General features: G+C 39.5%; 26 protein-coding genes and 2 pseudogenes. 22 read left to right on the plus strand and 6 right to left on the minus strand.

Translation table 11 applies throughout. From position 1 onward, the window contains the following. The first annotated feature begins 136 nt into the window (after positions 1 to 136). From EEJ45_RS05415 to EEJ45_RS05435, 5 genes are all read left to right on the plus strand, one after another. Positions 137 to 973, plus strand: coding sequence for a ParM/StbA family protein (locus EEJ45_RS05415; RefSeq protein WP_124563772.1), 837 nt, complete (start codon positions 137 to 139; stop codon positions 971 to 973). Then, on the plus strand, positions 963 to 1,247 hold the full coding sequence (locus EEJ45_RS05420) for a hypothetical protein (RefSeq protein WP_124563773.1): 285 nt from the start codon (positions 963 to 965) through the stop codon (positions 1,245 to 1,247). Before EEJ45_RS05415 ends, EEJ45_RS05420 begins: the two co-directional genes overlap by 11 nt. Before the next feature lie 151 nt (positions 1,248 to 1,398). Beyond that, a complete protein-coding gene (locus EEJ45_RS05425; RefSeq protein ID WP_124563774.1) occupies positions 1,399 to 1,779 on the plus strand; it encodes a hypothetical protein in 381 nt (126 codons plus the stop codon). Continuing rightward, positions 1,776 to 3,953 (plus strand): ATP-binding protein, encoded by a 2,178-nt coding sequence (locus tag EEJ45_RS05430; RefSeq protein WP_124563775.1) that lies wholly within the window; start codon positions 1,776 to 1,778, stop codon positions 3,951 to 3,953. Before EEJ45_RS05425 ends, EEJ45_RS05430 begins: the two co-directional genes overlap by 4 nt. A 436-nt stretch (positions 3,954 to 4,389) precedes the next feature. Beyond that, positions 4,390 to 4,593 carry a hypothetical protein gene (locus tag EEJ45_RS05435; protein ID WP_124563776.1) on the plus strand — a complete coding sequence of 68 codons (204 nt, stop codon included), beginning with the start codon at positions 4,390 to 4,392 and terminating at the stop codon, positions 4,591 to 4,593. Positions 4,594 to 4,664: 71 nt separating this feature from the next. Here EEJ45_RS05435 and lexA read toward each other — a convergent pair whose 3' ends face one another. Next, positions 4,665 to 5,279, minus strand: a complete 615-nt coding sequence (gene lexA / locus EEJ45_RS05440; protein ID WP_124563777.1) for a transcriptional repressor LexA — start codon at positions 5,277 to 5,279, stop codon at positions 4,665 to 4,667. 191 nt (positions 5,280 to 5,470) lie between these two features. Here lexA and EEJ45_RS05445 point away from each other — a divergent pair, with 191 nt between their 5' ends. From EEJ45_RS05445 to coaA, 9 genes are all read left to right on the plus strand, one after another. Further along, a complete protein-coding gene (locus EEJ45_RS05445) occupies positions 5,471 to 6,124 on the plus strand; it encodes a YneB family resolvase-like protein (RefSeq protein WP_124563778.1) in 654 nt (217 codons plus the stop codon). A 39-nt stretch (positions 6,125 to 6,163) separates the two neighbouring features. After that, positions 6,164 to 6,403: a DUF896 domain-containing protein gene (locus tag EEJ45_RS05450; RefSeq protein WP_124563779.1), complete on the plus strand. Its 240-nt coding sequence runs from the start codon at positions 6,164 to 6,166 to the stop codon at positions 6,401 to 6,403. A gap of 150 nt (positions 6,404 to 6,553) precedes the next feature. Continuing rightward, positions 6,554 to 7,039, plus strand: a complete 486-nt coding sequence (locus EEJ45_RS05455) for a CarD family transcriptional regulator (protein ID WP_124563780.1) — start codon at positions 6,554 to 6,556, stop codon at positions 7,037 to 7,039. 403 nt (positions 7,040 to 7,442) lie between these two features. After that, on the plus strand, positions 7,443 to 9,440 hold the full coding sequence (gene tkt, locus EEJ45_RS05460) for a transketolase (RefSeq protein WP_124563781.1): 1,998 nt from the start codon (positions 7,443 to 7,445) through the stop codon (positions 9,438 to 9,440). 255 nt (positions 9,441 to 9,695) lie between these two features. Continuing rightward, complete coding sequence (gene sirA / locus EEJ45_RS05465) at positions 9,696 to 10,139, plus strand: sporulation inhibitor of replication protein SirA (RefSeq protein WP_124563782.1); 444 nt, start codon at positions 9,696 to 9,698, stop codon at positions 10,137 to 10,139. Positions 10,140 to 10,223: 84 nt separating this feature from the next. Beyond that, positions 10,224 to 10,442, plus strand: coding sequence for a YneF family protein (locus EEJ45_RS05470; protein WP_028399092.1), 219 nt, complete (start codon positions 10,224 to 10,226; stop codon positions 10,440 to 10,442). Between the two features lie 356 nt (positions 10,443 to 10,798). After that, positions 10,799 to 12,544 carry an ABC transporter transmembrane domain-containing protein gene (locus EEJ45_RS05475; protein WP_124563783.1) on the plus strand — a complete coding sequence of 582 codons (1,746 nt, stop codon included), beginning with the start codon at positions 10,799 to 10,801 and terminating at the stop codon, positions 12,542 to 12,544. Beyond that, a complete protein-coding gene (locus tag EEJ45_RS05480; RefSeq protein ID WP_124563784.1) occupies positions 12,541 to 14,289 on the plus strand; it encodes an ABC transporter ATP-binding protein in 1,749 nt (582 codons plus the stop codon). The genes EEJ45_RS05475 and EEJ45_RS05480 overlap by 4 nt, the downstream gene beginning before the upstream one ends. A 169-nt stretch (positions 14,290 to 14,458) precedes the next feature. Then, positions 14,459 to 15,376 carry a type I pantothenate kinase gene (gene coaA, locus EEJ45_RS05485; protein WP_124563785.1) on the plus strand — a complete coding sequence of 306 codons (918 nt, stop codon included), beginning with the start codon at positions 14,459 to 14,461 and terminating at the stop codon, positions 15,374 to 15,376. Between the two features lie 38 nt (positions 15,377 to 15,414). On the opposite strand, the gene EEJ45_RS05490 is transcribed toward coaA, so the two are convergent. Then, entirely contained in the window at positions 15,415 to 15,573 is a 159-nt protein-coding gene (locus tag EEJ45_RS05490; protein WP_124563786.1) for a YjcZ family sporulation protein, read from the minus strand. Between the two features lie 224 nt (positions 15,574 to 15,797). Between EEJ45_RS05490 and EEJ45_RS05495 the strand changes: the two genes are divergently transcribed. Further along, positions 15,798 to 16,505 carry a cytochrome c biogenesis CcdA family protein gene (locus EEJ45_RS05495; RefSeq protein ID WP_124563787.1) on the plus strand — a complete coding sequence of 236 codons (708 nt, stop codon included), beginning with the start codon at positions 15,798 to 15,800 and terminating at the stop codon, positions 16,503 to 16,505. A gap of 87 nt (positions 16,506 to 16,592) precedes the next feature. Then, the gene (locus EEJ45_RS05500) at positions 16,593 to 17,090 is read left to right on the plus strand and encodes a CcdC family protein (RefSeq protein WP_124563788.1); all 498 of its coding nucleotides are present in this window, start codon (positions 16,593 to 16,595) and stop codon (positions 17,088 to 17,090) included. Between the two features lie 26 nt (positions 17,091 to 17,116). On the opposite strand, the gene EEJ45_RS05505 is transcribed toward EEJ45_RS05500, so the two are convergent. Beyond that, positions 17,117 to 17,545 (minus strand): DUF2621 domain-containing protein, encoded by a 429-nt coding sequence (locus EEJ45_RS05505; RefSeq protein WP_124563789.1) that lies wholly within the window; start codon positions 17,543 to 17,545, stop codon positions 17,117 to 17,119. Between the two features lie 192 nt (positions 17,546 to 17,737). On the opposite strand from EEJ45_RS05505, the pseudogene EEJ45_RS05510 reads away from it, so the two are divergent. After that, a pseudogene (locus EEJ45_RS05510) lies at positions 17,738 to 17,860 on the plus strand (arginase family protein); the annotation flags it as partial. A gap of 134 nt (positions 17,861 to 17,994) precedes the next feature. After that, positions 17,995 to 18,291 carry a rhodanese-like domain-containing protein gene (locus EEJ45_RS05515; protein ID WP_124563791.1) on the plus strand — a complete coding sequence of 99 codons (297 nt, stop codon included), beginning with the start codon at positions 17,995 to 17,997 and terminating at the stop codon, positions 18,289 to 18,291. Between the two features lie 166 nt (positions 18,292 to 18,457). Here EEJ45_RS05515 and EEJ45_RS05520 read toward each other — a convergent pair whose 3' ends face one another. Continuing rightward, positions 18,458 to 19,267, minus strand: coding sequence for a YitT family protein (locus EEJ45_RS05520; protein WP_124563792.1), 810 nt, complete (start codon positions 19,265 to 19,267; stop codon positions 18,458 to 18,460). 522 nt (positions 19,268 to 19,789) lie between these two features. On the opposite strand from EEJ45_RS05520, the gene EEJ45_RS05525 reads away from it, so the two are divergent. Both EEJ45_RS05525 and EEJ45_RS18925 read left to right on the plus strand, forming a co-directional pair. Then, positions 19,790 to 21,403 carry a long-chain fatty acid--CoA ligase gene (locus EEJ45_RS05525; RefSeq protein WP_124563793.1) on the plus strand — a complete coding sequence of 538 codons (1,614 nt, stop codon included), beginning with the start codon at positions 19,790 to 19,792 and terminating at the stop codon, positions 21,401 to 21,403. Between the two features lie 83 nt (positions 21,404 to 21,486). Continuing rightward, positions 21,487 to 21,813 (plus strand): annotated as a pseudogene (locus EEJ45_RS18925) (3-hydroxyacyl-CoA dehydrogenase NAD-binding domain-containing protein); the annotation flags it as partial. Between the two features lie 158 nt (positions 21,814 to 21,971). Here the strand turns inward: EEJ45_RS18925 and EEJ45_RS05535 are convergent. Then, on the minus strand, positions 21,972 to 23,156 hold the full coding sequence (locus EEJ45_RS05535; protein WP_124563794.1) for an alanyl-tRNA editing protein: 1,185 nt from the start codon (positions 23,154 to 23,156) through the stop codon (positions 21,972 to 21,974). A 131-nt stretch (positions 23,157 to 23,287) separates the two neighbouring features. Between EEJ45_RS05535 and EEJ45_RS05540 the strand changes: the two genes are divergently transcribed. Then, the gene (locus EEJ45_RS05540; protein ID WP_124563795.1) at positions 23,288 to 23,689 is read left to right on the plus strand and encodes a hypothetical protein; all 402 of its coding nucleotides are present in this window, start codon (positions 23,288 to 23,290) and stop codon (positions 23,687 to 23,689) included. A 150-nt stretch (positions 23,690 to 23,839) separates the two neighbouring features. Further along, complete coding sequence (locus tag EEJ45_RS05545) at positions 23,840 to 25,078, plus strand: MDR family MFS transporter (RefSeq protein ID WP_380018070.1); 1,239 nt, start codon at positions 23,840 to 23,842, stop codon at positions 25,076 to 25,078. A gap of 64 nt (positions 25,079 to 25,142) precedes the next feature. Here EEJ45_RS05545 and EEJ45_RS05550 read toward each other — a convergent pair whose 3' ends face one another. Beyond that, positions 25,143 to 25,520: an Hsp20/alpha crystallin family protein gene (locus tag EEJ45_RS05550; RefSeq protein ID WP_124563796.1), complete on the minus strand. Its 378-nt coding sequence runs from the start codon at positions 25,518 to 25,520 to the stop codon at positions 25,143 to 25,145. Positions 25,521 to 25,590: the final 70 nt, after the last annotated feature.

Here is a 25,590-nt window from a genome sequence, read left to right on the forward strand (position 1 = left end):
ACGTACTTTTTTAAGTGGTACATGCAAAATGTGTAGGCGTGTGTCATACATTTTAATACACAGTTGCTACACGGATTTGACACCATCACACAGATGTGTAGCATATGTGCCACAATAGTGAAAAGGATGGGATAGAATGAACATCATTACGCTTGATGCTGGCAACAACGAAGTAAAGGTAGCTACAGCAGAAGGTGTCTTTTCGTTCAATTCATTTTTAGGAGAAGCGCGAGATCGTCGTCTTGAGTCTCAATATGAAGATGAAATGATTGGTGTGTACAATGGAATGCCATTTTTTGCAGGTGAACTGGCACAGTACGAATCGGAATTCCCACGCAACTCTATGGGGCTTTCCAAAGCACATGAAGATGCCAAGTTAAGGATTCTCATCGCTTTACATCGTTACAGCAAGCATTACGATAATCATATTGTGGTAGGGCAACCAATTGAAAGCCATAAATCAGAGGAGAAACTACGGATTAAAGCGATGTTGGCGAAAGAACACCGTCTTGTGTTAAATGGTGTAGAGAGGAAATTCTATATTCATAATACCGAGGTAGCACCAGAAGGAGCTGCAGCGTACTGGAGCTTACAAGAAGAGTTACCTGTTGTTCATATCGTCGATGTGGGCAGTGGCACAGTAAACATTGCAACAATTCGAGACGGACAATTCATTGATAAGGAAAGTTTTACATTGCCGTTTGGTGCTGAATCCACCAAAACAAAGGATATGCAGGCTATGAGTTATGGTATTATTTCGGCCCTGAACCGCTTTAATCGTCAAGACTCGTATCGAATCGTTGGGGGAGCTGCAGAGAAAGTGAAACCATATTTACAAATGCAGTTTCCGGATTGTAAAGTCATTCATCCTCTTGTAAAAGTCGGTACCAAAGTCATGTCTGTTCATCCAAAATACGCGACAGTTGTTGGTATGTATCATATTGCTAAGGCGGTGTACGGTTATGAAGGATGAAAATCGCTTGTTTAAAAACGTCTCTTTTAATCGAAAAGATTCCTTTGAAATGCAGATGTATAGCCACGCAAAGCAACAAGGCATGTTCGCAAAATACGTAAAACGACTTATCCAGCGTGACATGGAGCAGGCGCATAGTCCAGTACCTTATACTCCTTTACAACAAACATCACAACCTTCCTTTACTCCTAGTACAGAACAAAAACAAACTCCTCCCGTAATTGTACGAGAAGAGCGAAAAGAGAAAAAAGTATCTATGTCATCTTTCATTTAACGCGCGAGGGTAATCAGATCCGCAATGATTTTTAATACCAGCAATGTTGTTCCAGAGCCCACGAGAATTTTTCCAAGTAGTACTAACGGCATAAACGCAGCCCCCTTTTCATGTTGTACCTATATTATTTACAAAAAGGGAGAGATAATGAATGGCAAAAACTGTGACGTACAGCTTCGGTGAGTTTATAAGCGGTGAGTATAAGAACAAGAAAAAACAACCAAGTCCAGTATTACATGCCGTGGGTTTGGGAACAGCATTAACGTTTGGTGGTTTACATCCTGTATCGGCAATGGACACGACAGCACGTATTATCAGCGCGTTTGACCCCATCATTAGCCTAGTGCAAGGTGTAGCCTATCCTGTTACGTTCCTGATGATTGGTGGTGGCTTCTTACTTATTATTATGGGGCAAAGAAGCAAAGGGCTTTCCATGATTAAATGGGCTGCAGTAGGTTACATCGGCTTACAGTTCGCGCCGTCCATCATGCAAATCTTGGTTGAGGTAGGAAAGGCGATGGTGACGAAATGAAGCATATGCGCATTATGCCGGATAGTCGCTTAGAAAATGGAAGGGTAGAACATTTTGCACAGTCCTTATGCAGTTACCGCTCCATGTTTGAACGTTTCAATAAGGAAACAAAACGGTTGGATGCCAATTTCTTTTCATGGGAAATCATGCTCGAGCCAAAGAACACCAGTTTTCATATCACGTTACCGGAAGATGCTGAACGAATCGTGCAAAAAGCGGTACATTCTTCTTGGCCACAAGTAACTGTGCAAGAACAGGAGGATATTCTGCATACCTTTACACCCGCACTCACATCTGTCATGGAGATGCGACACCATTATTTCTTAGCGATGCGTGTAGATCGGAGGGGCAACTGGCTCAAATCATTACTTGAGGTCCTGAACATCATGCAGACTGGTGACAAGGTCATCATTCAAGTGTTCAGTGAGCCAGCGTTTCATGACTGGTATGTACCCGCAACAGAGGCTTACATGCAATTCAAAAGAGGAAGTATGCCGCAGCGCCTGCGGTTTACGAAAAAAGACATGGTGCAGTCTACCATCAAAGCAGCTGCATACGTCACGTTTGGTGCCATCTCTATTGTAACAGAGCTACTGACAGGGGAAGAACCGGAAAAGGTGGATTTATCCGCAGGGGAACGTGGGATGATTCTTAGAGACGGTCCCTTACGTACAGAAACAGTCCAGAAGACACGAGGAGACGCGTATGACGTGAGTATAAGGATTGGTATCCAAAGTACGAATACGAAGCAAGCACATCTGTTAAACCGCGCTGTTAGTACGGCGTTCCGGGAGTTTGATGGAGATAACCAATTACAGAACCGTATCACGAACACAAAAAAGACATTCTCTCTAATGAAAGAACGTCGAAAAGGAATGAAACTAGCGTCTGATTACATGTCTATTCCGGAAATAGCCCGATTATTCACATTGCCGCCATTATCTCTACAAGAAAAGTATCATATCCCAGGCATTAAGCTCCAGGAGACAGAGGTGGCAGCTACATTATTTGAAGGTGGTTTACTTCTTGGTGAACAAACACACCGTGGTGAGACGAAACAAGTGTATATGCCGACAACAAATTGGGATGAACTTTGCCTGCCGGTCTGTGCGATCGGTGGCATGGGGCAAGGGAAAACAGATGGCTTTGGGGCAAATCGTGTAGTAGAAGCGGTGAGAAATGGATTTGGCGCCATGTTCATCGACCCAGCTAAACATCAGGTGAGCGAACAGGTGAAGAAGGTATTACGACCGGACCAATATGAGATTATCAATATCAAACACTTGAAACCTTCTTTTGATTGGTGCGAGGCACAGTACAGTGAGTATGGGAAGGGACTATTGGCTGATGCAGTCCTTTCCTTCTTTGAAGATTCATTGGAAGATAGTGTGCAAACAGAACGATATCTACGGGCGTTTATCATGGGCATGCAGACCGCTAAGCTCAACGAGGTATTTCGTATCATGGAGGACATGAATTACTTGGAGGAAGTTGCTGAGAAGCTTCCAGATGGGATGCACAAAACCACACTCATGCAGTTTTCTAAAGAAAGTGAGAACATGCGGATGAAGATTGTAAAGCCTATCTATAACCGCATGGATATGATTATGGGAGATTCTTTTATGATGGAATGTTTCCATAGTGATGTATCACTTGACTTCGTGAAACTGCTTAGCCAAAAGAAAGCAATCATTATTGATGTGGCTAAAAAGGATTTACTCACGCCGAAACAAATCAATCTGATTGGTAATCTCATCATGACTAAGGTGAACCTGGCAATGCAAATGAGGAAAGAAGAAGATCAGTTTCCGTTCTTCGTATTGATTGATGAACCGCACCAGTTTAACCGAAGTGCGAAGTTATGGGAGAGTATGGCGGTAGAAAGCCGGAAATGGCGTGTGGGGTTCGTGTGGCTGTTTCATTACTGGGAGCAGCTACCGAAGCAAGCACAGAGTGCAGTGAAAAACGCGTTGCCACATTATCATTTATATCCAACATCAAAAGAGACGTGGCTGAAGTTCAAAGAAGAGATTGCACCATTCGATTTAACAGACTGCATCAATTTAAAGAGGTTTCACGCAATTAATATCCTGCGTACTAATGGAGAGTCTACAAAGCCGTTTATCGCACATATGGCAGCGCCACCAAGCATACGAATAAAAAACAAGCGTTGAATGACAAAACATTGTATACTTATACAAGTATTAAAAACTGTTCATATCACAATAAATTTGCCCACATAAATGACCACAAAATGACCACGAAAAAACAAAAACAGGTGAATCATAATGAAACACCTGTTGTTGAAAGACCTAGAAAATCAACATACATGATATATTTTGATTCCATATAAATAGGAAGAAACATATTTAGAACACAAGTTCACCCTTGGGAACGCGATCAGTATATGAGCATTTATTAAGAAGAGAAAGCCTTGGTATCATTGATATCAAGGCTTTTTTGTACTTCAGTAATACGCCATATGTAGTCATATGCAGAATGTAAATAATAAAGCAATTATGTCTGCGACACACCTATTTCTACTAATTGATGAATACGTTTGCAATGTTTTCCGTACATATAAATAACAATAACGGGGAGTTGATGAAAATGCAGCGGAAGATGGTATATTTAGCATTATGTGACACATGCGGTACACCAAAACGTATTACGAAATATGCGCTTCGAAATGGCTGGAGAAATAGTATTGTGACAGAGGAATACTGTAATAATTGCCGGCAACACACGAAAATTCCTGAGCACCTACGTAAAATTGCCAAAGAGCTGTACTTGTTTCAACATCGTAGCGTATAGATGAAAGGCTCCCTACTCTTGAGGTGGGGACTTTTCACCTAATATGATAAAAAAAGAGCCGACGTGGGCTCTTAGTGAATGCTGCGGTATACGCCGACTACTTTTCCGACAATGGAAACCTGCTTTAATAAGATAGGGGATAGTGTAGCATTTTCCGGTTGTAAGCGGAAATAATCTTTTTCTTTATAGAAGCGCTTCACAGTTGCTTCGTTGTCTTCGGTTAAAGCAACGACAATTTCACCATTATTTGCAGATTGTTGTTGACGAACTACAACCAAATCGCCATCAAGAATGCCGGCTTCAATCATGCTGTCACCTTGTACTGTTAACATAAATACCTGATCCGAACTCGAAACGAGGTTGGCAGGGAGCGGGAAATATTCTTCAATATTTTCAACAGCGGTAATCGGTGACCCAGCTGTTACCTTACCGACAATTGGAACGTGCACGGCTGGAAAGGAAGCTACATTGTCTTCCTCTAAAATTTCAATGGCACGTGGTTTCGTCGGATCGCGGCGAATATAACCTTTCTCTTCTAAACGGGCAAGGTGACCATGTACAGTAGAACTGGAAGCGAGACCTACTGCTTGGCCGATTTCTCGTACGGAAGGTGGATAGCCTTTTTCTTGCACCTTTTGTTTAATAAAATTAAAGATGTCCAGCTGTCGTTTTGACAATTTTTCCATAGCATATCACCTCGTTTTATAAAAATTATTATAAATAGTATATCATAGCATACTTTGATGCACAAACATAAGTTCGAATGTGTGTCTTTTTGTGCTATAATATAGAGACTTACATAAAATGATGAGCCCTTCCTGTTTAAAAAGGTCTTTTATATGTCCTGCAGGCAAGGTTTAGATTGCGGAGGATTAAAATGAAAGCAGTTATTTATGCGAGAGTGAGCACTAAAAAAGACGTACAGGAAACGTCACTAACTAGGCAACGTGACGAATTGCTGCAAATGGCAGCAAACTATGGAATGCAGGTCGTAAAGATAATTGAAGAGCAAGCAAGCGGATATGAAATTGAGCGTGAAGGAATTTTGGATATGCTTGATACAATAAAAGAAGGAGCAGATGTGGTTCTCATTCAGGATGAAACTCGTCTTGGGCGAGGGAACGCAAAAATTGCGCTTATGCGCTGTTTACAAAAAGAAGGGGTGCGTGTGTACACGCATTCTAATAGTGGTGAACTAGAATTATCTGATGCGGATTCTATGGTCCTTGATATCATCGCAATTGTGGAAGAGTATCAGCGGAAAATACATAATATGAAGATTAAGCGTGGTATGCAGCGAGCTGTGCAAAATGGTTTTCGCCCCGAGCGCAACTTAAAAAATCAGCATATTAACAGCGGACGTGAAAAGAAAGAAGTGCCTATTGAAGAAATCGTTCGTTTGCGAAAAAGTGAATTGACCTTTGCTGAAATTGCAGCTACACTTCGTGGCTTTGGCTATGATGTATCAAAAGCTACTGTTCACAGACGCTACCAGGAATACGAACGCGAACAACTTGATATTGTAAAATAACTGTTGTATGATTTATATCATTAAGAAAGGAGAATGCCCATGTTACCAGCTGAAAAACTAAACCGTATTAATGAACTGGCTCGAAAGGCTAAGGCACAAGGGCTAACTGTAGAAGAGCAGAAAGAACGTCACGAACTCCGTCAGGAATACTTAAAAGCGTTTCGCGGCGATATGCTCACTCATTTGAAGTCTATGAAAATTGTGGATGAAAAAGGAAAAGACGTTACACCGGAAAAGCTCAAGCTGTTGAAAGCGGAAGGTAACGGTTTAGTGAATTGATAAAAGCGGCTTAGGCTGCTTTTTTATTTGTGTTTAAAAGAAAATATTTTAAGAAACATACCTCGATGTATTGACAATGATAAAAAATCAGTGTTAATATAATTTATTTTACTATTTTTTGAAACTCTGTTATACTGATTATAGGAGTATATGGAGGTGATTCATTTGTTTCAAATAGGTGATAAGATTGTCTACCCTATGCATGGTGCCGGCGTTGTCGAGGCAATTGAAGAAAAGGAAATTTTAGGTAAGACTAGGACATATTATATTATCCACATGCCGATTAATGACATGCAAATTATGATTCCAACTGGAAAAGCTTCTGCTGTAAGATATGTAGTAGATGGTGGTACGCTTGAAGATGTATTGTTTCAATTTGAGCATGGTGAGTCTGATCAATCGGTACCGTGGAAACAAAGACACCGCATGAACATGGAAAAAATTAAAACAGGTGCGATATACGAGGGAGCCGAAGTTGTGCGCGATTTAATGCGACAGCATAAAGGAAAACCACTCAATGCAAGCGAAAAGCAGCTATTAGACACTGCCCGTAAAATTTTCATTAGTGAACTTGCCTTAATTAAAGGACTCACAGAACGACAAGCTACGGACTTGTTGGAAAGTAAGGTGAGTTAAAAATAGGAGTACCTACGCGGCTGCGTAGGTATTTTTATTTTTGACTGTGTTAAAGGCTGATAGGGATAATTGAAACTTGTTGATTGAAATGAAGGTGTGAAACTATCTAGGTGAACTACTCACCACTTAGCTTCGTTTGAAGTGGGAGACTTCTTTCGGAATTATGTTAAAGAGAGACCCCGCAAACGCGTAGTGCTGAGGAGGATCTGTGACTGCGCTCCTCATAAAGGAAATCAACAACGCACTTTAACAGAGCCTTATGTTTGTTAGGGATATTGGTTGTTAACTCTTGTGATTGTGAGCAAAAAAGCACATATTTTTGCATACATGTTGTATAATACGATGTGGCAAGCTATCATATATAATGTGCCGCTTGGCAAATTGAATGAAGGGAATGAATTTTATGTCACATTCAATCGAACAGCTTTCGATTAATACAATTCGTACACTATCTATTGATGCAATTGAAAAAGCAAATTCTGGACATCCGGGCATGCCTATGGGTGCTGCGCCGATGGCCTATACACTATGGACAAAATTTATGAATCATAATCCTGAAAATCCAAATTGGTTTAACCGTGATCGTTTTGTATTATCCGCAGGTCATGGCTCTATGTTGTTATACAGCTTATTACACCTGTGTGGTTACGATATGAGCATGGATGATTTGAAAAACTTCCGTCAATGGGGCAGCAAAACGCCAGGACATCCTGAGTTTGGCCATACACCAGGCGTAGATGCAACAACAGGTCCACTTGGACAAGGTATTGCTACAGCTGTAGGTATGGCAATGGCGGAGCGTCACCTGGCTGCAAAATACAACCGCGATACCTTTAACGTTGTAGATCATTATACATATGTTATTTGCGGAGACGGTGACTTGATGGAAGGTGTATCAGCAGAAGCGTCTTCCTTAGCTGCACACTTACAGCTTGGTCGACTTGTTGTTTTATACGATTCCAATGACATTTCCTTGGATGGCGACTTGCACCGCTCTTTCTCTGAGAGTGTAGAAGATCGTTATAAAGCGTATGGCTGGCAAGTTATTCGTGTAGAAGATGGAACGGATGTTGATACGCTTACAAAAGCGCTAGAAGAAGCAAAATCTGATGAAAAACGTCCAACATTAATTGAAGTTAAAACTGTAATTGGTCATGGTTCACCGAATAAATCCGGTAAGTCTGCTTCTCATGGTGCACCGCTTGGCGCAGAAGAAATTAAATTGACAAAAGAAGCTTATCAGTGGACATTTGAGCAAGATTTCCATGTACCTGAAGAAGTATATGACCACTTCAATCAAACGGTCAAAGAAGCGGGTAAAAAGAAAGAAAACGAGTGGAAAGCAACATTCGCAGCATATGAGCAAAGCTACCCAGAGCTTGCAAAAGAATTGAAAATGGCGATTGAAGGTAAGCTTCCTGAGGGCTGGGATGCCAATCTGCCTAAATATGAAATGGGTAAATCCATTGCAACACGCGCTTCTTCTGGAGATGCAATTCAAGCTATCGCTGAAAGTGTACCATTTTTCTTCGGTGGTTCTGCAGACCTTGCAGGCTCTAACAATACGTACATGAAGAAAGAAAAAGACTTTACACGTGATGACTACAGCGGCAAGAACATCTGGTACGGTGTGCGGGAATTTGCGATGGGTGCTGCAATGAACGGTATCGCGCTTCATGGTGGTTTGAAAACTTATGGAGGTACATTCTTCGTGTTTTCTGATTACCTGCGTCCTGCGATTCGTTTGGCGGCACTGATGCAGCTTCCGGTAACGTATGTATTTACACATGACAGCATTGCAGTAGGAGAAGATGGTCCAACTCACGAACCAGTAGAGCAATTAGCATCTCTTCGTGCAATGCCAGGCATGTCTGTAATTCGTCCTGCAGACGGTAACGAATCTATAGCAGCATGGAAGCTGGCGTTAGAATCTGACAAGCCAACAGCACTTGTGTTGACACGTCAAGCGTTAGCGACATTAGAAGGTGCAATGACAGATACGTATGAAAAAGTGAAAAAAGGTGCATACGTTTTGTCACCAAGCAAAAAAGAAACAGCAGATGTATTGCTTTTGGCATCTGGTTCTGAAGTAAATTTAGCTGTAAAAGCTCAAGAAGCTCTAGCTGCAGAAGGCGTGGACGCAGCGGTTATCAGCATGCCATCCTTCGACCGCTTTGAAGCACAATCTGCTGAATATAAAGAATCGGTCCTACCAAAAGCAGTAACAAAACGTCTTGCAATCGAAATGGGTTCTACTCTCGGTTGGCATCGTTATGTTGGGCTAGATGGAGATGTAATCGGCATTGATACTTTTGGTGCGTCTGCACCAGGTGAAAAAATTATGCAAGAGTACGGCTTTACAGTAGAAAACGTAGTGAAAAAAGCGAAGGCTTTACTATAATGAAAAGAGACTCTCCCAAACAGGAGGGTCTTTTTTCAAAAGCTGTGCTAAAGTTTAATGTGAATAAGTAACAAGTAACTTTAACAGGAATTTTTCAACACATAAGAGTGTAAGTTATAGGTTAAGTTTTAGTTTTTCTGTGTATAATTTTGATTTTCGACAGAAAAAGTTATTTCTTGCTCCATCTTCAGACAATCCTCTTCTTATTTATCTTTTATAATGAAGAGAAAATAGGTTGTCCAGAGGGGGAGACATGTGAAAACATATCATCTATACCTAATTCAAGATGACATTGCCAAAACGTATTTTGGGCGTGAATTTTTGTTGTTTGACTTATTTTCCCGATTTAGCAATGCCAATTCTTTAACAGAGAAAAAAGTACTATATAAACAAATTCAATTTGTTACGAAGCCGATTAAAACGATAAAGCTTCATCATAGAATAGAACAAGCCTTGCAAAACAGTCTAGCTTATAAAAAAGGAGAAGAATGTCATCTATTATATGGCGAGAAAGAGGAGTGTTGCACCTTGCGTTTATATCACCGCCATGTTGAGATTCATTCACAAGGAAGCGGAGAATGGGAAACGATATTTTTTGAGGTGCTACGAAAAAATGAAGATACATTTTTAGCCATGAACTATCAGGAGCGCCGTTATGGCTGGTTAAATCCGATTAAGCAAGAAAGGAAGTTCGTGTAAGTAAAAAAATGTCGAATACCTCCTTGTCTTATTGATAAGGTTTTAGTACACTGTAATGTAGACAACATGAAGGAGGAAAAAGGTATGCCAGTTTGGGTAGGTGTTCTAGTAGGCGTGCTTGCTTTAATTGCAGGTGTAGCACTAGGATTTTTTATCGCTCGTCGATATATGATGGATTATCTAAAGAAAAATCCGCCAATTAATGAACAAATGTTGAAAATGATGATGATGCAGATGGGCCAAAAACCATCTCAGAAAAAAATCAATCAAATGCTTCAGGCGATGAACAAACAAATGAAATAAGACAAAGCACTCGAATCTCGAGTGCTTTTTGTTTTTAGCTCTTTTCTAAAAGATTGTTGTTTTTAGATAAGTTTCTTTGTTTCAGGTTGGTTGGAGCGGAAATCAACCACTCCCCACTATTTGTTACATAGCAACAAATTTGGCGAAAACAGCCTTGTTTCTTTGCGATGTAAGAGGTGATAATTTCCTTCTTTGCTACCCTGGCAGGACTGCTATTTTACAAGGTAAAGGGCTTTGTTGTCTTTGTATGCCATGAGAAGTTGAATATATCGATTATACTATTTATAATAAATGTTTTAAAAATTATGAAATTTTGTTACACTAAAATCATCGTCTGTAAGGATGGAGGGGTAAAGATGAAAATTTTTTTAGATTTAGCATGGTTTTTTAAACAAGAAAAACGTTCGTACATTACCGGTATTCTTTTATTATTAGCTGTTGCTATTTTAGAGCTTGTACCTCCGAAAGTAATTGGAATCGTAATTGATGAAGTTGGAACAAATACGATAACAAAGGAAAGTTTATTGAAGTGGTGTTTGATTTTAACAATCGCTGGATTGACCATGTACGGCTTACGTTATTTGTGGCGCATTATGATATTTGGATCTTCTTTAAAGTTAGCAAGGCAGCTTCGTACACGCTTGTATGAACACTTTACAAGCATGAGTCCTGCATTTTATCAGAAATATCGTACAGGAGATTTAATGGCGCATGCTACGAATGATATTCAAGCCGTTCAGCAAACAGCAGGGGCTGGGGTTTTAACACTTGTCGATTCCCTAGCTGTAGGCGGAGCGGTTTTAATTACGATGGCGGTAACGATTAGTTGGAAGTTAACGGTTCTTAGTCTATTGCCTATGCCCTTTCTTGTACTGAGTACGAATTATTATGGCACATTGCTACATAAGCGATTTCATAAAGCGCAACAAGCTTTTTCAGAAATTAATGATAAAGTACAAGAAAGCATGAGCGGCATGAAAGTAATTCGTTCTTTAGGACAGGAGAAGGAAGACCTGAAGTCGTTTCGTGAACAATCGGAGGATGTGGTACAAAAAAATGTGCTAGTTGCACGAATTGATTCTCTATTTGATCCAACAATTTCATTAATAGTAGGTTTTTCGTTTATGATTGCGGTTGGATACGGCTCAGTTCTTGTTGTCAATAAAGAGCTGACAGTAGGGCAACTTGTGACGTTTACAACGTATTTAGGAACCTTAATTTGGCCTATGCTCGCATTCGGATGGTTGTTCAATATCGTTGAGAGGGGACGTGCGTCCTATGATCGCGTAAGCCGACTGTTGGATGAAAAACCTTCGGTCATAGATGGGAAGCTGGATATAGTCCCAAGTGGTGAGATAGAGTATCGTATTGAGCGATTTTCGTATCAGCAAAATGATGTAACAGATTTACAAGATATCTGTATTACACTGCCGAAGGGACAGACATTAGGAATTGTCGGGCGCACAGGTTCTGGAAAAACAACCTTGCTTAAATGTTTAATTCGGGAATATGACCACATAGATGGGCGTATTACAATTGCTGGTCAAGATATTCGGGACTTTTCTCTACATGGTTTGAGATCGGCTATTTCTTATGTACCGCAGGATCACTTTTTGTTTTCCGCTACACTTAGTGACAACATTGCTTTTGGTAAGCCGGAGGCAGCTTATAAAGAAATTGCTCATGCTGCGACAGTTGCATGCATACATAGCGATATTTTAGCGTTTCCTGATGGATACGAAACAGTAGTTGGAGAGCGGGGGGTTTCTTTATCAGGAGGACAAAAGCAACGCATTTCGATTGCGCGCGCCTTGCTGACGAATGCTGAGATTTTAATTTTAGATGACTGCTTATCGGCAGTTGATGCAAAAACAGAAGAGCAAATACTAACTGCACTAAAAGAAGAACGCTGCAATAAAACAACGATTATTACCGCCCATCGCTTAAGCGCCATTCAGCATGCTGACCATATTATTGTAATGGAAAAAGGACGTATTGTACAACGCGGTGTGCATGAGGAACTCATGCAAGAGGATGGATGGTATAAAGAGATGTATGAAAAGCAACAGCTAGAATCTCTTGTGGAAGGAGAGGCGTCATGAGTGATTTAAAACGATTGCTTGGCTATATGAAACCATACAAAAAAACACTTGCACTTGCATTTTTGTTTTTAATGGGAGCGACAGCGGCAGAAATGGCAGGGCCGTTTCTTATTAAAATCTTCATTGACGAACATTTAGTACCAGGCAGCTTTGAAAAGAAGGCATTGCTTACATTGTTTATCATATATTTTGCTTTACACTTGATTAAAGTATGTTTAACCTACTTAAACTTATTATATTTTCAAAACATTGCCTTTAAGATTGTGCAGGATATCCGTATGCAAGTGTATGGACATGTGCAAAAACTTGCATTAGGTTTTTTCGACCGAACACCTATTGGTACGATTGTGTCGCGTGTTACAAATGATACAGAGGCCATTAAAGATTTTTTTGTAAGCGTTCTTTCTACGTTCGTAAAAAATATTGTATTTTTACTAGGTATTTTAACGGCAATGTTCTTACTGAACCCAAAAATGGCAGCATTTTGCCTGCTACTCTTGCCGGTCATCATTTCTATTATGATAGCATACAGAAGAAAAAGCTCTGTCTTTTATACGGAAATTCGTAATCAAGTGAGCCAGTTGAATGCAAAGTTAAACGAGTCTATACAAGGAATGGGGATTATCCAAGTTTTCCGTCAAGAGCGTCGTTTACGTAAGGAGTTTGAAGAAGTCAACGGTCTTCATTATGAAGCTTCACGAAAAAACTTAAAATTTGATGCATTATTTTTGCGCCCTGCTACTGATTTGGTACGCGTATTTGCTGTTATCACAATTTTAGCCTTATTTGGTGTAGATGCAATAAAGAGCCCTGTAGAAGTTGGGGTACTGTATGCATTTGTCAATTATATTAATCGATTCTTTGATCCGATTAATGAAATGATGATGAAGCTTTCTTTATTTCAGCAAGCCCTTGTTTCTTCATCACGTGTTTTTGAGCTCATGGACGAAAGCGATGCCGCACCAGTACAAAAAGGGCAGGGAAATCCGCTTATTACAGAAGGCAATATTTTATTTGAACATGTTACGTTTTCTTATGATGGAAAACGCAACGTACTGCATGATGTTTCCTTTGAGGTAAAGCCAGGGGAGACCGTAGCGTTTGTTGGTCACACAGGAAGCGGAAAAAGCACCATTATGAATTTGCTGATGCGCTTTTATGATATTCAGCAAGGCTGTATTAAAATTGATGGTGCAGATTTAACAAGTTTTAAAGAAGAAGAAGTCCGGCAGCATATCGGGCTGGTACTACAGGATGCATTTTTATTTGCTGGGACAGTAAGGCAAAATATTCGGATGTATAACGAACGTATCACGGATGAAGAGGTAGTGGAGGCGGCTCAATTTGTGCAGGCAGATCCTTTTATTAGTACATTAGAGAATGGCTATGATACGGAAGTTGTAGAACGCGGAGCTGCCTTTTCAAGCGGACAACGTCAGCTCATCACGTTTGCGCGTACAATTGCGACCAACCCTAAAATTTTAGTACTCGATGAGGCAACGGCAAACATTGATACTGAAACAGAAGAGTATATTCAAACAGCGCTTCGTCGAATGAGGGATGGACGTACAACCATTGCAATCGCCCATCGTCTGTCAACCATTCAAGATGCGAATAAAATTTTTGTTATGCACAATGGTCAAATTGTAGAGCAAGGCACACATCAAGAGCTTTTAACCTTAAAAGGTCGTTATCACAGCATGTATTTGCTTCAGAATAAAGGGCATTTGGAAAAAGCATTGTAAGTAAAGTAGAAAAAAAGAATATGTTCGTACTCTGTTGCACTTGAATTGTCTTTATCAGAGTACGAGTATAAAAAGAAATCTTTCAATATACATATAGGCAATGTTCCTTATATAATTTAAACTGTACATAAACCAATAGCTAAATTAAAGAGTAAAGGTGGCACACGTCATGCATGGTAATACATCGTATATAGAATTTAGTCGCGAGCAATGGGCTCAATTGCAGCAGGCGCCATGTGAGTTGACGGAACGCGAACTAATGGAACTACAGGGATTGAATGAAAGCCTTTCCATGAGGGAGGTTACAGATGTGTATCTTCCCTTAACACGGTTGCTTAACTTGTATGTAGAAGCGTCCCAACAGCTACATCGCAATGTGTCCACATTTTTGGAGAATCGAACAAAAAAGGTACCATATATTATCGGAATTGCTGGCAGCGTGGCCGTAGGAAAAAGTACAACAGCGCGTTTGCTACAGAAGTTGTTAGCTCGCTTTGAGAGTCATCCAAGAGTCGATTTGGTAACTACAGATGGCTTTCTCTATCCAAACCGAATTTTAGAAGAAAGACAAATCATGAATAAAAAAGGCTTTCCAGAAAGCTATGATACCAAAAATCTTATTGATTTTATCAGTGCCATAAAGAGCGGCGAAAAAGCGGTAGCACCGGTTTATTCGCATTTGGAGTATGATATTTTACCTGGAGATGGACAGGTGATTGATAGACCGGATATTTTGATTGTAGAAGGAATTAATGTTTTGCAGGTCAGTCCGTCTCATCAAATTTTTGTCAGTGACTTTTTTGACTTCTCTATTTACGTAGACGCATGTGAGCAAAATATTGAAAGATGGTATATTGAGCGTTTTTTTATGCTGCAAAAAACAGCCTTTCAAAATTCAAATTCCTATTTTCATCGTTATGTTAATCTGTCAAAAGAAGACACCTTACAACTGGCACAGCGTATTTGGAGAGAAATCAATGCAAAAAATCTGCGTGAGAATATTTTACCAACGAGAAGTCGTGCTCAGTCCATTTTATATAAAGGCGAAAATCATAACATTACAAAAATCAGCTTGCGTAAATTGTAAAAAGGAGCCCGATTACAAGGCTCCTTTCATAGTTTGTATTAGTAGTAACCGTAGCCGCCACTGCCACTGCCATAGCCGCCGCAACCCCAGCTGCAGCCGATGATGATTAAAAGGATAAATAATACTACTAGTAATGCGAAACCACCGTAAAAACCTCCGTGATCTCTGTCTCCACCTACGCGATCATGATGACTCATGTTGTGTGCCTCCTTCAAAATGTGTGTTAGAGTAAAAGCTGATGGGAAAATCAACTGTACAATTTACAATATGCATCGTATGTTAAATTGCAGGTAGTCCTGTAAAAAAGGGCTCATCCTACAATAGTAAAATTGTTGGTAGGGCTGACACAAATTGTCCATATATAATTTCATTCATATTGAATGATAAAATTTGCTACAATGAAGTAGAGAGGAGAGATTGTATGCAAGATATTAATTTGTTTTTGGCGTTTGGAGCAGGGTTTCTGTCCTTCATTTCTCCATGCTGCTTGCCGTTGTATCCGGCTTTTTTATCATACATAACAGGCATGTCGGTTTCTGAGTTAAGAGAAGAACAAGGTATGTTGCAAAAAAGGAGCATGTTGCATACGTTATTCTTCCTAATTGGTTTTTCCATTGTGTTTGTTGCAATTGGCTTTGGAACAACATTTATTGGAGAATTGTTTAATAACTATCAAAGCCTTATTCGTCAGTTAGGTGCTATTTTTATTGTGGTATTCGGATTGATGATTATAGGGGTTTGGACACCAAAATTTTTAATGAGTGACCATAAATTTACATTTAAAAGCAGACCTTCCGGTTATTTCGGTTCGATTATTATCGGTGTAGCCTTTGCTGCAGGCTGGACACCTTGTACAGGCCCAATTTTAGCCGGTGTCATTGCACTCGCAGCAACCAATCCGGAGTCAGCCATGTGGTATATGGTAGCTTATATTTTAGGATTTGCAATACCGTTCTTTGTGATGTCGCTTTTTATTTCTAAGCTAAACTGGATTAAAAAGAATAGTGCACGTTTTGTCAAAGTAGGCGGATATATTATGATTGCAATGGGAATTTTACTTTATTTTGACGGTATGACAAAGATTACTATCTATTTTATGGAGCTGTTTGGTGGATTTAAAGGATTTTAACAATCATATTCTGAAATATTGGAAAAGCCCATAAATACAGCATATAATAAGGATAATGGTATACTTCCAAGATAAAGGAATGATGATATGAACTTAATATTAATATCCAGCGTTGCAGCTGTTTTCATGATGATTGTCGCTACTTTCATTCGTTTGAAAGCGTCTGCAAAGCCTGTGTCACCAAGAAAAATTATTTTACCACCTTTTTTTATGAGCACGGGTGCATTGATGTATGTGGTTCCTATGTTTCGGTTAACCCGACTAGAAATGCTTGAAGCAATCGTAGTAGGCTTAATTTTCTCTATTTTTTTAATTAAAACATCAAAATTTGAAGTTCGTGATCAACAAATCTATTTGAAGCGTTCTAAGGCATTTGTCTTTATTTTGATAGGACTTCTTGTGGCCCGGATTGCATTTAAAACATATTTGAGTCAAACCATCTCATTTGGTGAATTAAGTGGCATGTTCTTTTTGCTTGCCTTTTCTATGATTGTTTCTTGGCGTATCGCGATGTATCGCTCTTACAAAAAATTGGAAGCTACTTTGAAAGATGATTATTATGACAAAAATATGAAGTTTACATAAAAAACCTCGGATATATCCGAGGTTTTTTATGTAAACAATGAAGTATGCTGTGAATAGTCAATTTGTTTTTTATCTAAGGTCTTTATAAGGAATTTATGATCGCGCTTAGGTGTAGCGATAATATATCCTCGAATAATTAAGTCCTGTGTAATTGCGGTCGCCTTTTCCTGCAAGGCAAGCTCACCGATTTTTCCAGCAATTTTTGAACGAGCCACATCGCGGAACAATTCAGGAACAGGACTTACGAGTTCCTCCAAAAGTGCTTTTTGCTCATCGTTCCATAAGTGGCGCGTTTTATCAATATAATGCGCTTCCCAATCTAAAATCGACATGCCGTCTTCTTTTGGTAAACGCTTTAAAAACTTCCGGAACATAAAGTAACCGCCGATAGACATCAGTCCTAATAAAATCACAGTCCATCCAACAATAAACCAACTAAACCATCCGTTCAGCACTGCATAGCCCCCTTTAGATTGCTAGGTTCATTATAAGGTGTGAGGAGAAGGGTATGCAATATATTATATTGCATAGAATTATGATTAGTATGAAACACCATAATAATCCAGGGGGCTATGGCAGCGAGGAATAACACCTGATTTGATTACAGATTAAACTTCAGCACACGATCCGTTGCATGGTTATGTTCCATTGGCATGACTCCGGTTGAAGCAATGGATATTGTCGAAATTGACCCGACACTAGATTTTCGTGATATGACGAGCAGATTGGCCGCACATCTTATTATGACATTTATAACGATGAGACAGTGAAATCTTGCTGACTTCTTTGATTTACTGGCATAATACCCATCTTTTCTGTACAATAAAGTGAAACGTATATTTGTATAAAGGTAGTACATATTGAAACGCTATATAAGCAATAGTTATGAAAAGGAGTGTCTTATATGTATAAAGAAATTACACCGAATGAAGTAGAACAATTACGTCTTGAGAAAAAGTTGAGTATTATTGATGTACGTGAAGACGAAGAGGTGGCACAAGGAAAAATTCCCGGTGCAGCTCATATTCCGCTCGGCGAATTGGAACAAAGACTTACCGAGATTGATAAGGAGCAGGAGCATATTATGGTATGCCGCTCTGGTGCAAGAAGCGGGCGTGCCTCGGCATTTTTGACGGAGAAAGGGTACAAAGTGAAGAATATGAGCGGTGGCATGCTTGCTTGGGAAGGTGAAATAGAATAAAAAGAGGCTGAGACAAAAGGTTTTTGACCAAAGAAAAATCCGAACTATTAGTCAGAATTCTCTACTTAGAATTCCATTTAGTTCGGACTTTTCATTTATTAGTGTTATTTATTCTCTATTCTTTCGGTTTTAGAGTTACATGATTCAGTTATGTTCCAGCCTCTTTTTATCCTCTTCGAAATAGTCCTAATACCTCTACTGTCTCAGTGATATTAACAAATGCTTGCGGATCTGTTTCTGAAATTAATGATTTAATTCCAAACAGTTCTTCTCTAGAAATGACAGTCATAAGTACACGCTTTTTTTCGCTGGAGTATGCTCCTTCGCCTTCTAACAGTGTAATACCTCGAACAACGCTTGTTAATAAGCTTTGCTTCATTTCTTCCGCCTTATTTGTAACAATCATGAGTGTTAGCTTGCGATGTTTTGTATGAACGGCATCAATTACTTTTCCTGTTACATAGATGGAAAGTAAACTGTTTAAAGCAGCATCCCATGTGAAGAAAAAGCCTGAAACAACAATGACAACAGCATTTAATAGAATTAAAAATCCTCCAAGTTGAATATCGCGTGTTTTAGAGATAAGCATACCGATAACATCAAATCCTCCTGTAGAGCCGAAACAGTTTAAAACAAGCCCAATACCTGCTCCCGCGATAACGCCGCCAAATAAGGAAGACAAAAGTGCTTCTGAAGCGATTGGCACAACAGGTATATAGTACATGCCTACAGAAATGACCAAAACTGACAAAATCGTATTAAAAATAAATCGTTTTCCAAGTCCGATGTACCCAAGCACGAGAATGGGAAGGTTAAGAAGTAAATTTACAATGCCCGCATTAAACGGCGTTAAAATCCCCACAATAATGGCAATGCCACTTAAGCCGCTACTCAGGACTTTATGGGGAATCAGAAAAATGTTAAAAGAAATTGCTACTAATAATGAACCGATTACTACACCGAACAAATTGCGCATTAAACCCCGTCCTTTACTATAAATCTATACCGATTTCCAAACGTATTAAAAAGATTATAATTTGATTTTTAGCGTTTGTGGAAAAACAGTTTATTTTATAAAATTTAAATAGTCTAAAAATATAAGTTTTACAATCGGTTTTCTGAGGATATGATGACGCTTGTCAAAAACCAAAATGTTTGTCTGTTTTTGTTGTATAAGCAACAAAAATGTCGACTTCTTTTTATTGTAATTTATCAGAATATTCCTATAATTATTTGGAGAGGTATTAATTTTTACATGTAATTATCTAAGTGATTTTGAAAGCGTTTTTATAGAAAAGAGAAATGTATGGATGTTTATTTAGAAATACCAAACCAAAAGGCACCAAGTGAAGAAACTATTCTAAAGTCGTATCGAGGCATTCGCTACATGTATGAGTAGTAGTCCCGAGGTGGACAAACTGGCTGAGTCACTACAGGAAAGCGGTGTTCGTAAAGGCGATAGAGTATTAATATTTCTATTCATTGGAGGGAATTACATATGATGAATGTACCATTAAGAATTAGCACCATGATGGAGCACGCGGAGCGCTACTTTCCCAAAAAAGAAATTGTATCTCGTACGAGCAGTGGCATTACGAGACTGACGTATAAGGAGCTGGCAGCACGGACACGCCGTTTGACAAGTTCACTTGTCAAATTGGGTGTACAAAAGGGTGATAAAGTTGGAACTTTTGCTTGGAACCATCATCGTCATTTAGAAAGCTATTTTGCTATTCCAGGCATGGGTGGCGTGCTGCATACAATTAATATTCGCTTAGCGCCAAATCATATCTCCTATATTATTAATCATGCAGAAGATAAAGTTTTGCTTATTGATGAAGATTTGTTGCCGCTTATTGAGAGCATAAAAGACGAACTTAACACGGTAGAGGCATTTATTATTATGACGGATAAACATGAACTTCCGCCAACTGCGTTACAGCCAGTATATCATTATGAAGAATTGCTTGCACAAGGAGATCCATCATATCCGTTTTTACAGGATATTGATGAAAATGATCCGGCTGGTATGTGCTATACATCAGCTACAACGGGTAACCCAAAAGGTGTTGTATATACACATCGCAGCACAGTACTTCATTGTATGGCGCTAGGTTTGGCCGATAGCGCGGCCATCTCAGAAAGCGATGTACTGCTTCCTGTTGTACCAATGTTTCATGTGAATGCTTGGGGGCTACCTTATGCGTCTGTTTGGTTTGGGACAAAACTGGTATTGCCAGGGCCTATGTTTACACCAAAAATTTTGTTGGAACTCATTCAAGAGGAGCGCGTCACATTTACAGCCGGTGTGCCGACAATTTGGCTTGGTGTATTAATGGAACTTGAAAGTGGTTCATATGATACAAGTAGCTTACGAGGCGTTGTATGTGGTGGATCTGCGGCACCGAAAAGTATGATTGCAGCGTTTGCGCAGAAGTATAACATTCCATTTTTACATGCATATGGAATGACAGAAACAAGTCCGCTTGTAGCATTGGCAAGGTTGAAGAGTCATGAGCTGGATTTGGATCAAGAGGCGAAGCTTGATATTTATGCCAAGCAAGGTTATTTTGTACCTTGTGTGGAGGTAAAAGCAATTGGCAAATCTGGTGAAATTAAATGGGACGGCGAGGAAATTGGAGAGTTACTGATGCGCGGACCATGGATCGCATCTGAATATTATCGAGACGAGCGTACAGCTGATGCATTTCGTGATGGCTGGTTGTATACAGGAGATGTAGTGACAATTGATGAGGAAGGGCGAATTAAAATTGTCGACCGCGTGAAAGATGTGATTAAGAGCGGCGGAGAATGGATTTCGTCTGTTGATTTAGAAAATGCATTGATGGCGCATGACGCTGTATTTGAGGCAGCTGTAGTAGCAGTACCGCATCCGCAATGGCAGGAAAGACCAATTGCATGTGTTGTACTAAAGGAAAGCATGCAAGTAGATAAGGAGGAGCTTTACGAGTTTTTAAAACCGCAGTTTGCCAAGTGGTGGCTGCCAGATGATATTTTATTCCTTCAAGAAATCCCCAAAACGTCTGTCGGGAAATTTTTAAAGCAAGCACTTCGTGAAAAAGTGAAGGAAACGCTGGAGACACGCGCATGATGAAACGTATTGCGGTGATTGGAGCAGGCATTATGGGAAGCGGTATCGCATAGGCTTTGGTAATGGGAGGAAAGTAGGTTAAGCTGTATGATGTTTCCAAAGAAAGCTTACAAAAAGGATGCACAAGCATTGAAAAAAGCTTGCAGCGTTTTGTGAAAGTAGGGCGTATGTGTGAAGAAGAAGCAATGGATGTGTTTGATTGCATCGCTCCCATGCAAACATTGCAAGAAGCATGTCAATGAGTAGAGTTAATTATTGAAGCGGTGCCAGAGAATTTACAGCTGAAAAAAGAAATGTTTTCAAAACTAGATTTGTATGCGGATGCTCAAACCATTTTGGCGACTAATACTTCAGAGCTAAGTGTGACTGCTATCGCAAGCAGCACAAAGCGTCCGGAAAAAGTAATTGGCATGCATTGGGATGAAAAACCGGTAAGGGCTTTTATGATTATAATAAAGAAACGCACGTTATGGTTTGCTGACAATTTGTATTGGTCACGGCATGGCGACCGCAACGATTATTGAGAGGATATAAAAACAAGGGAGACAATTACGTCTCCCTTGTTTTATTAAGAAGAAACTTTGATTATTAATTGTTCTAAAAGATCTTCTGCTGATATAGAAGCTTCTCCGCCGCCACGTGCGCTTTTTGCGTTGCCGCCACCTTTGCCGTTTATGAGTGGTAAAACGCTTTTTAATACCTCATTCATATTTTGCTCAATACTTTGGCCGCACGCGCAGATGCATTGGATTTTATCATCAGTTTGCGTAACCAGTAAGACAATTGCTTCCGAATCTTGTGTCAGCATTGCACTCATCTTTGCTAAATCAGATATTGAATGGTGAGAAATTGCGGCAATCAATTTTCCATTCCGATGTATGCGGGCTGTGCGTGACAGTGTGTTTGCTTCATGTGCAAGTAGTTGTTCATGTGATTCACGCAGGCTTTTCTCCAATTCTTTTTGTGTTTCTATAAGGTTTGCAAGTTTACTTGCTACATCACGTTCTTTGCTATTTAACAAACGTACCACATCTTTTACAATGGTTTGTTTTTCCTGCAAAGTACGGATACTACGCCACCCGCACAGAAATGTGAGGCGCACATGTCCTTTATGTCGTTGCCAGTCGACAATTTTAATTGCTCCAACTTCACCTGTACGATTTGGATGCGTTCCGCCACAACCACTATAATCAAAGTTTTTAATCATGACGATACGAATATTTTCGGTTACCTTCGGCTTTTTTCGAAGTGGTAATGTGTTGGCTTCCTCTTCATTCATCCAGCGCACTTCAATTGGTATATTGTTAAATACAATCTCGTTAGCGAGTTCTTCCGCAGCCAACACTGTTTCTTGTGATAGCTCTTCTATTTGTAAATCGATTGTAGAACTGTCTCGACCAAGGTGAAATGAAATAGTTGGTATGCCGAATTTTTCCGCAAAGGCTGCGGATAAGATGTGTTGGCCAGCATGCTGCTGCATATGGTCAAAACGGCGTGACCAGTCAATTTGTCCTGTGACTGTTCCAGAAAGGGCTTCAGATGTATAATGGCGAATCTCACCTTCAATTTCTTCAACACGTGTTACTTGCGCATGATTTAAAGTTCCTATATCGCAAGGTTGGCCACCTCCTGTAGGGTAAAAGGCTGTTTCTTGCAGTACAACATATGCGCCGTTTTCATCGGCACCTTGTTTGAGAATCTGTGACGTGAAATGCTGTATGTACGGATCTTGATAGTATAAACGTTCTGTCATGATAAAATCTCCCTTGTTTTTTTATATTTTCTTTAAATATCCTTTATTTTAGAGGATTTTCAAATAAAAGGCGAATTGTATTAATAATAGTATTTATATATAAGTTGTGGAGTTGAGAGGAGGTGTTCATATTGAGAGAACTAATTTCCCGTAAAGCTGGCATAGACGCGTTACTTTGTTTGAACACGCAAGTATCAGAAACATACAGGGACATACAGCAGCTGGTGGATGCGATGAAAGGTTATAATAAAGAAAGTATTAAATTTGATGCGTTTTACTTACAAGATTTAATTACAAAGAAACAAGGACTTTCACATATATATCAGCAGTTACTCATCCAAATTTGTATTCACAATAGCTGTGATATGAAAAGTTGGCAAAGTGGATGTTATACATATAATCGCGAAGAAATAGTAAGCTGGGTGCATGAATTTAATACCCGTTATGATGTTGACATACCGCTTGAAGAAGTTATCAAGTCTCTTCGTTTTGATTATGATATGAATATCGAGTTGACGCGTACGGAGAGGTAGCTATATGTATTAAGGAGACCAAAGTATTGGTCTTTTTTTGTGTGGACTCGGTGAGGTTTATATATAATTAAAAATATTTGTCAGATAGAAAGGGTTTTCTAAAAAGATAACGAATACAATCATCTTATTGTCTTTTTAAGAAGGTGTAAAATGGAAATGAACAATGTAAAGTCAATTCATCCGCTAGTAATCAATGTGATTATCGGCACGCTATTTGCGCGGTTGGCCACCTCAATGAGTATGCCATTTTTAGCTATTTATTTAACTACCGTAAAACAGGTTTCACCGGTAATCGCTGGAGCGATAATAGGAACGAGCGTGCTCGTTGGTGTGTTTGCCGGCTTTATTGGAGGTAACTTATCTGATCGATATGGCCGCCGCAAGATTATGATGAGCTCGATTGTAATTTGGACGTTTGTGTTTATCGGGTTTGTCTTTGCGGATGCAGTATGGATCTTCTTTATTTTGAATGCTTTGAATGGTATTTGTCGGGCATTTTTTGAGCCTGCTTCTCGTGCTTTATTATCCGATTTAACAAAACAAGAAAATCGTTTAATGATCTTCAATTTGCGTTACGCGGCAATTAATGTAGGGGTGGCAATTGGACCGTTTATTGGACTGCAACTGGGTACAGCTAAATCCACTACTCCGTTTTTAGTTGCTGCATTTGTATATGTAGCATATACAGTTTCGCTGCTAATTCAATTTAATAAGTATCAATTACCGGAGAGACCAGTTACAAAAGAAACGGTTACGATAAGCAAAGCCTTTCGTGTATTACGAAAGGATACAATATTATTATTGGTTATTTTAGGAATTATATTTAACAATTCCGGCTACGCTCATTTCTCCTCTACACTGTCACAGTATCTAGCGAACGCAGCAGTCTTTGAAAATGGAGTAGAACTATTTTCGTATGCACTTATGCTAAATGCGGTGACGGTACTACTTGTACAATATCCGGTTACATGTGTTGCTAAAAAGTATTCTTCTCTGACTTGTATCATGGTAGGAGGAATTACTGTGAGTTTGGGACTTATCGGTTACGGGTTTGTACAGGAAAGCTGGATGCTTTATGCCTTCACTATTCTGTTTACAATTGGTGAGGTATTCATGTTTTCGATGACGGATGTGTTTCTTGATGAGTTGGCCCCTGCGCATTTAAAAGGCACTTATTTTGGTGCAATGAGCTTCAGCGGTTTGGGAGGAGTACTGGGACCATGGCTGGGCGGGGCTCTCTTAAGTCACTATGGCTACAATAGTGGAAATATTGTATTTATATTATTAGCTGGTGTATGTGCACTCGGTTTTCCATTTTTATTATTCGTTCATATCTTACTAAGAAGTCAAGAGAAAACGGGTAAGAAGGACGCTGAGCTCCATGCGTGACCTGGCTGGTATACGAGAAAAACCTTGCATGCGCAAGGTTTTTCTATGTCTGTAACTATTATGGTTAGTCTTCAAATTGAACAATTGGCTCATTCTGTGCTGATTGATTCCGGGAGATATGAATTGCAAGAAATCCGTTTTCAAACGAGGCGACCATTTTTTTATGCATAATATTAATAGGCAATGCAATGTCACGTTTCAATGTACAATCGTTGTTCTTCATAAGAATGCACAAGCCATTTTCCGTCTTTTCAATGCATACTTGTTTACGGCAAGAAGTCGGAAGGTCGGCTTCTATAATATATTCTAATTCTGTTTCAAATAAATCTACGCTGATACCATCGGGATAATGCAGTGCAAATGGGTCGGACAAAAATTGATTCATCCATTGCTCGAACCCCTCGATGCGCAAAAAGCAATCCTTTTTTTTCTTTGAGCACATAACGCCAAACCCTCCATAACTTCTAATTAATACAGGGTATTCATTGAAAAGGAAGAGGTGAAAAGAAACA

The organism is Ectobacillus antri, assembly GCF_003852715.1.
GTDB classification, from domain to species: domain Bacteria; phylum Bacillota; class Bacilli; order Bacillales; family Bacillaceae_G; genus Ectobacillus; species Ectobacillus antri.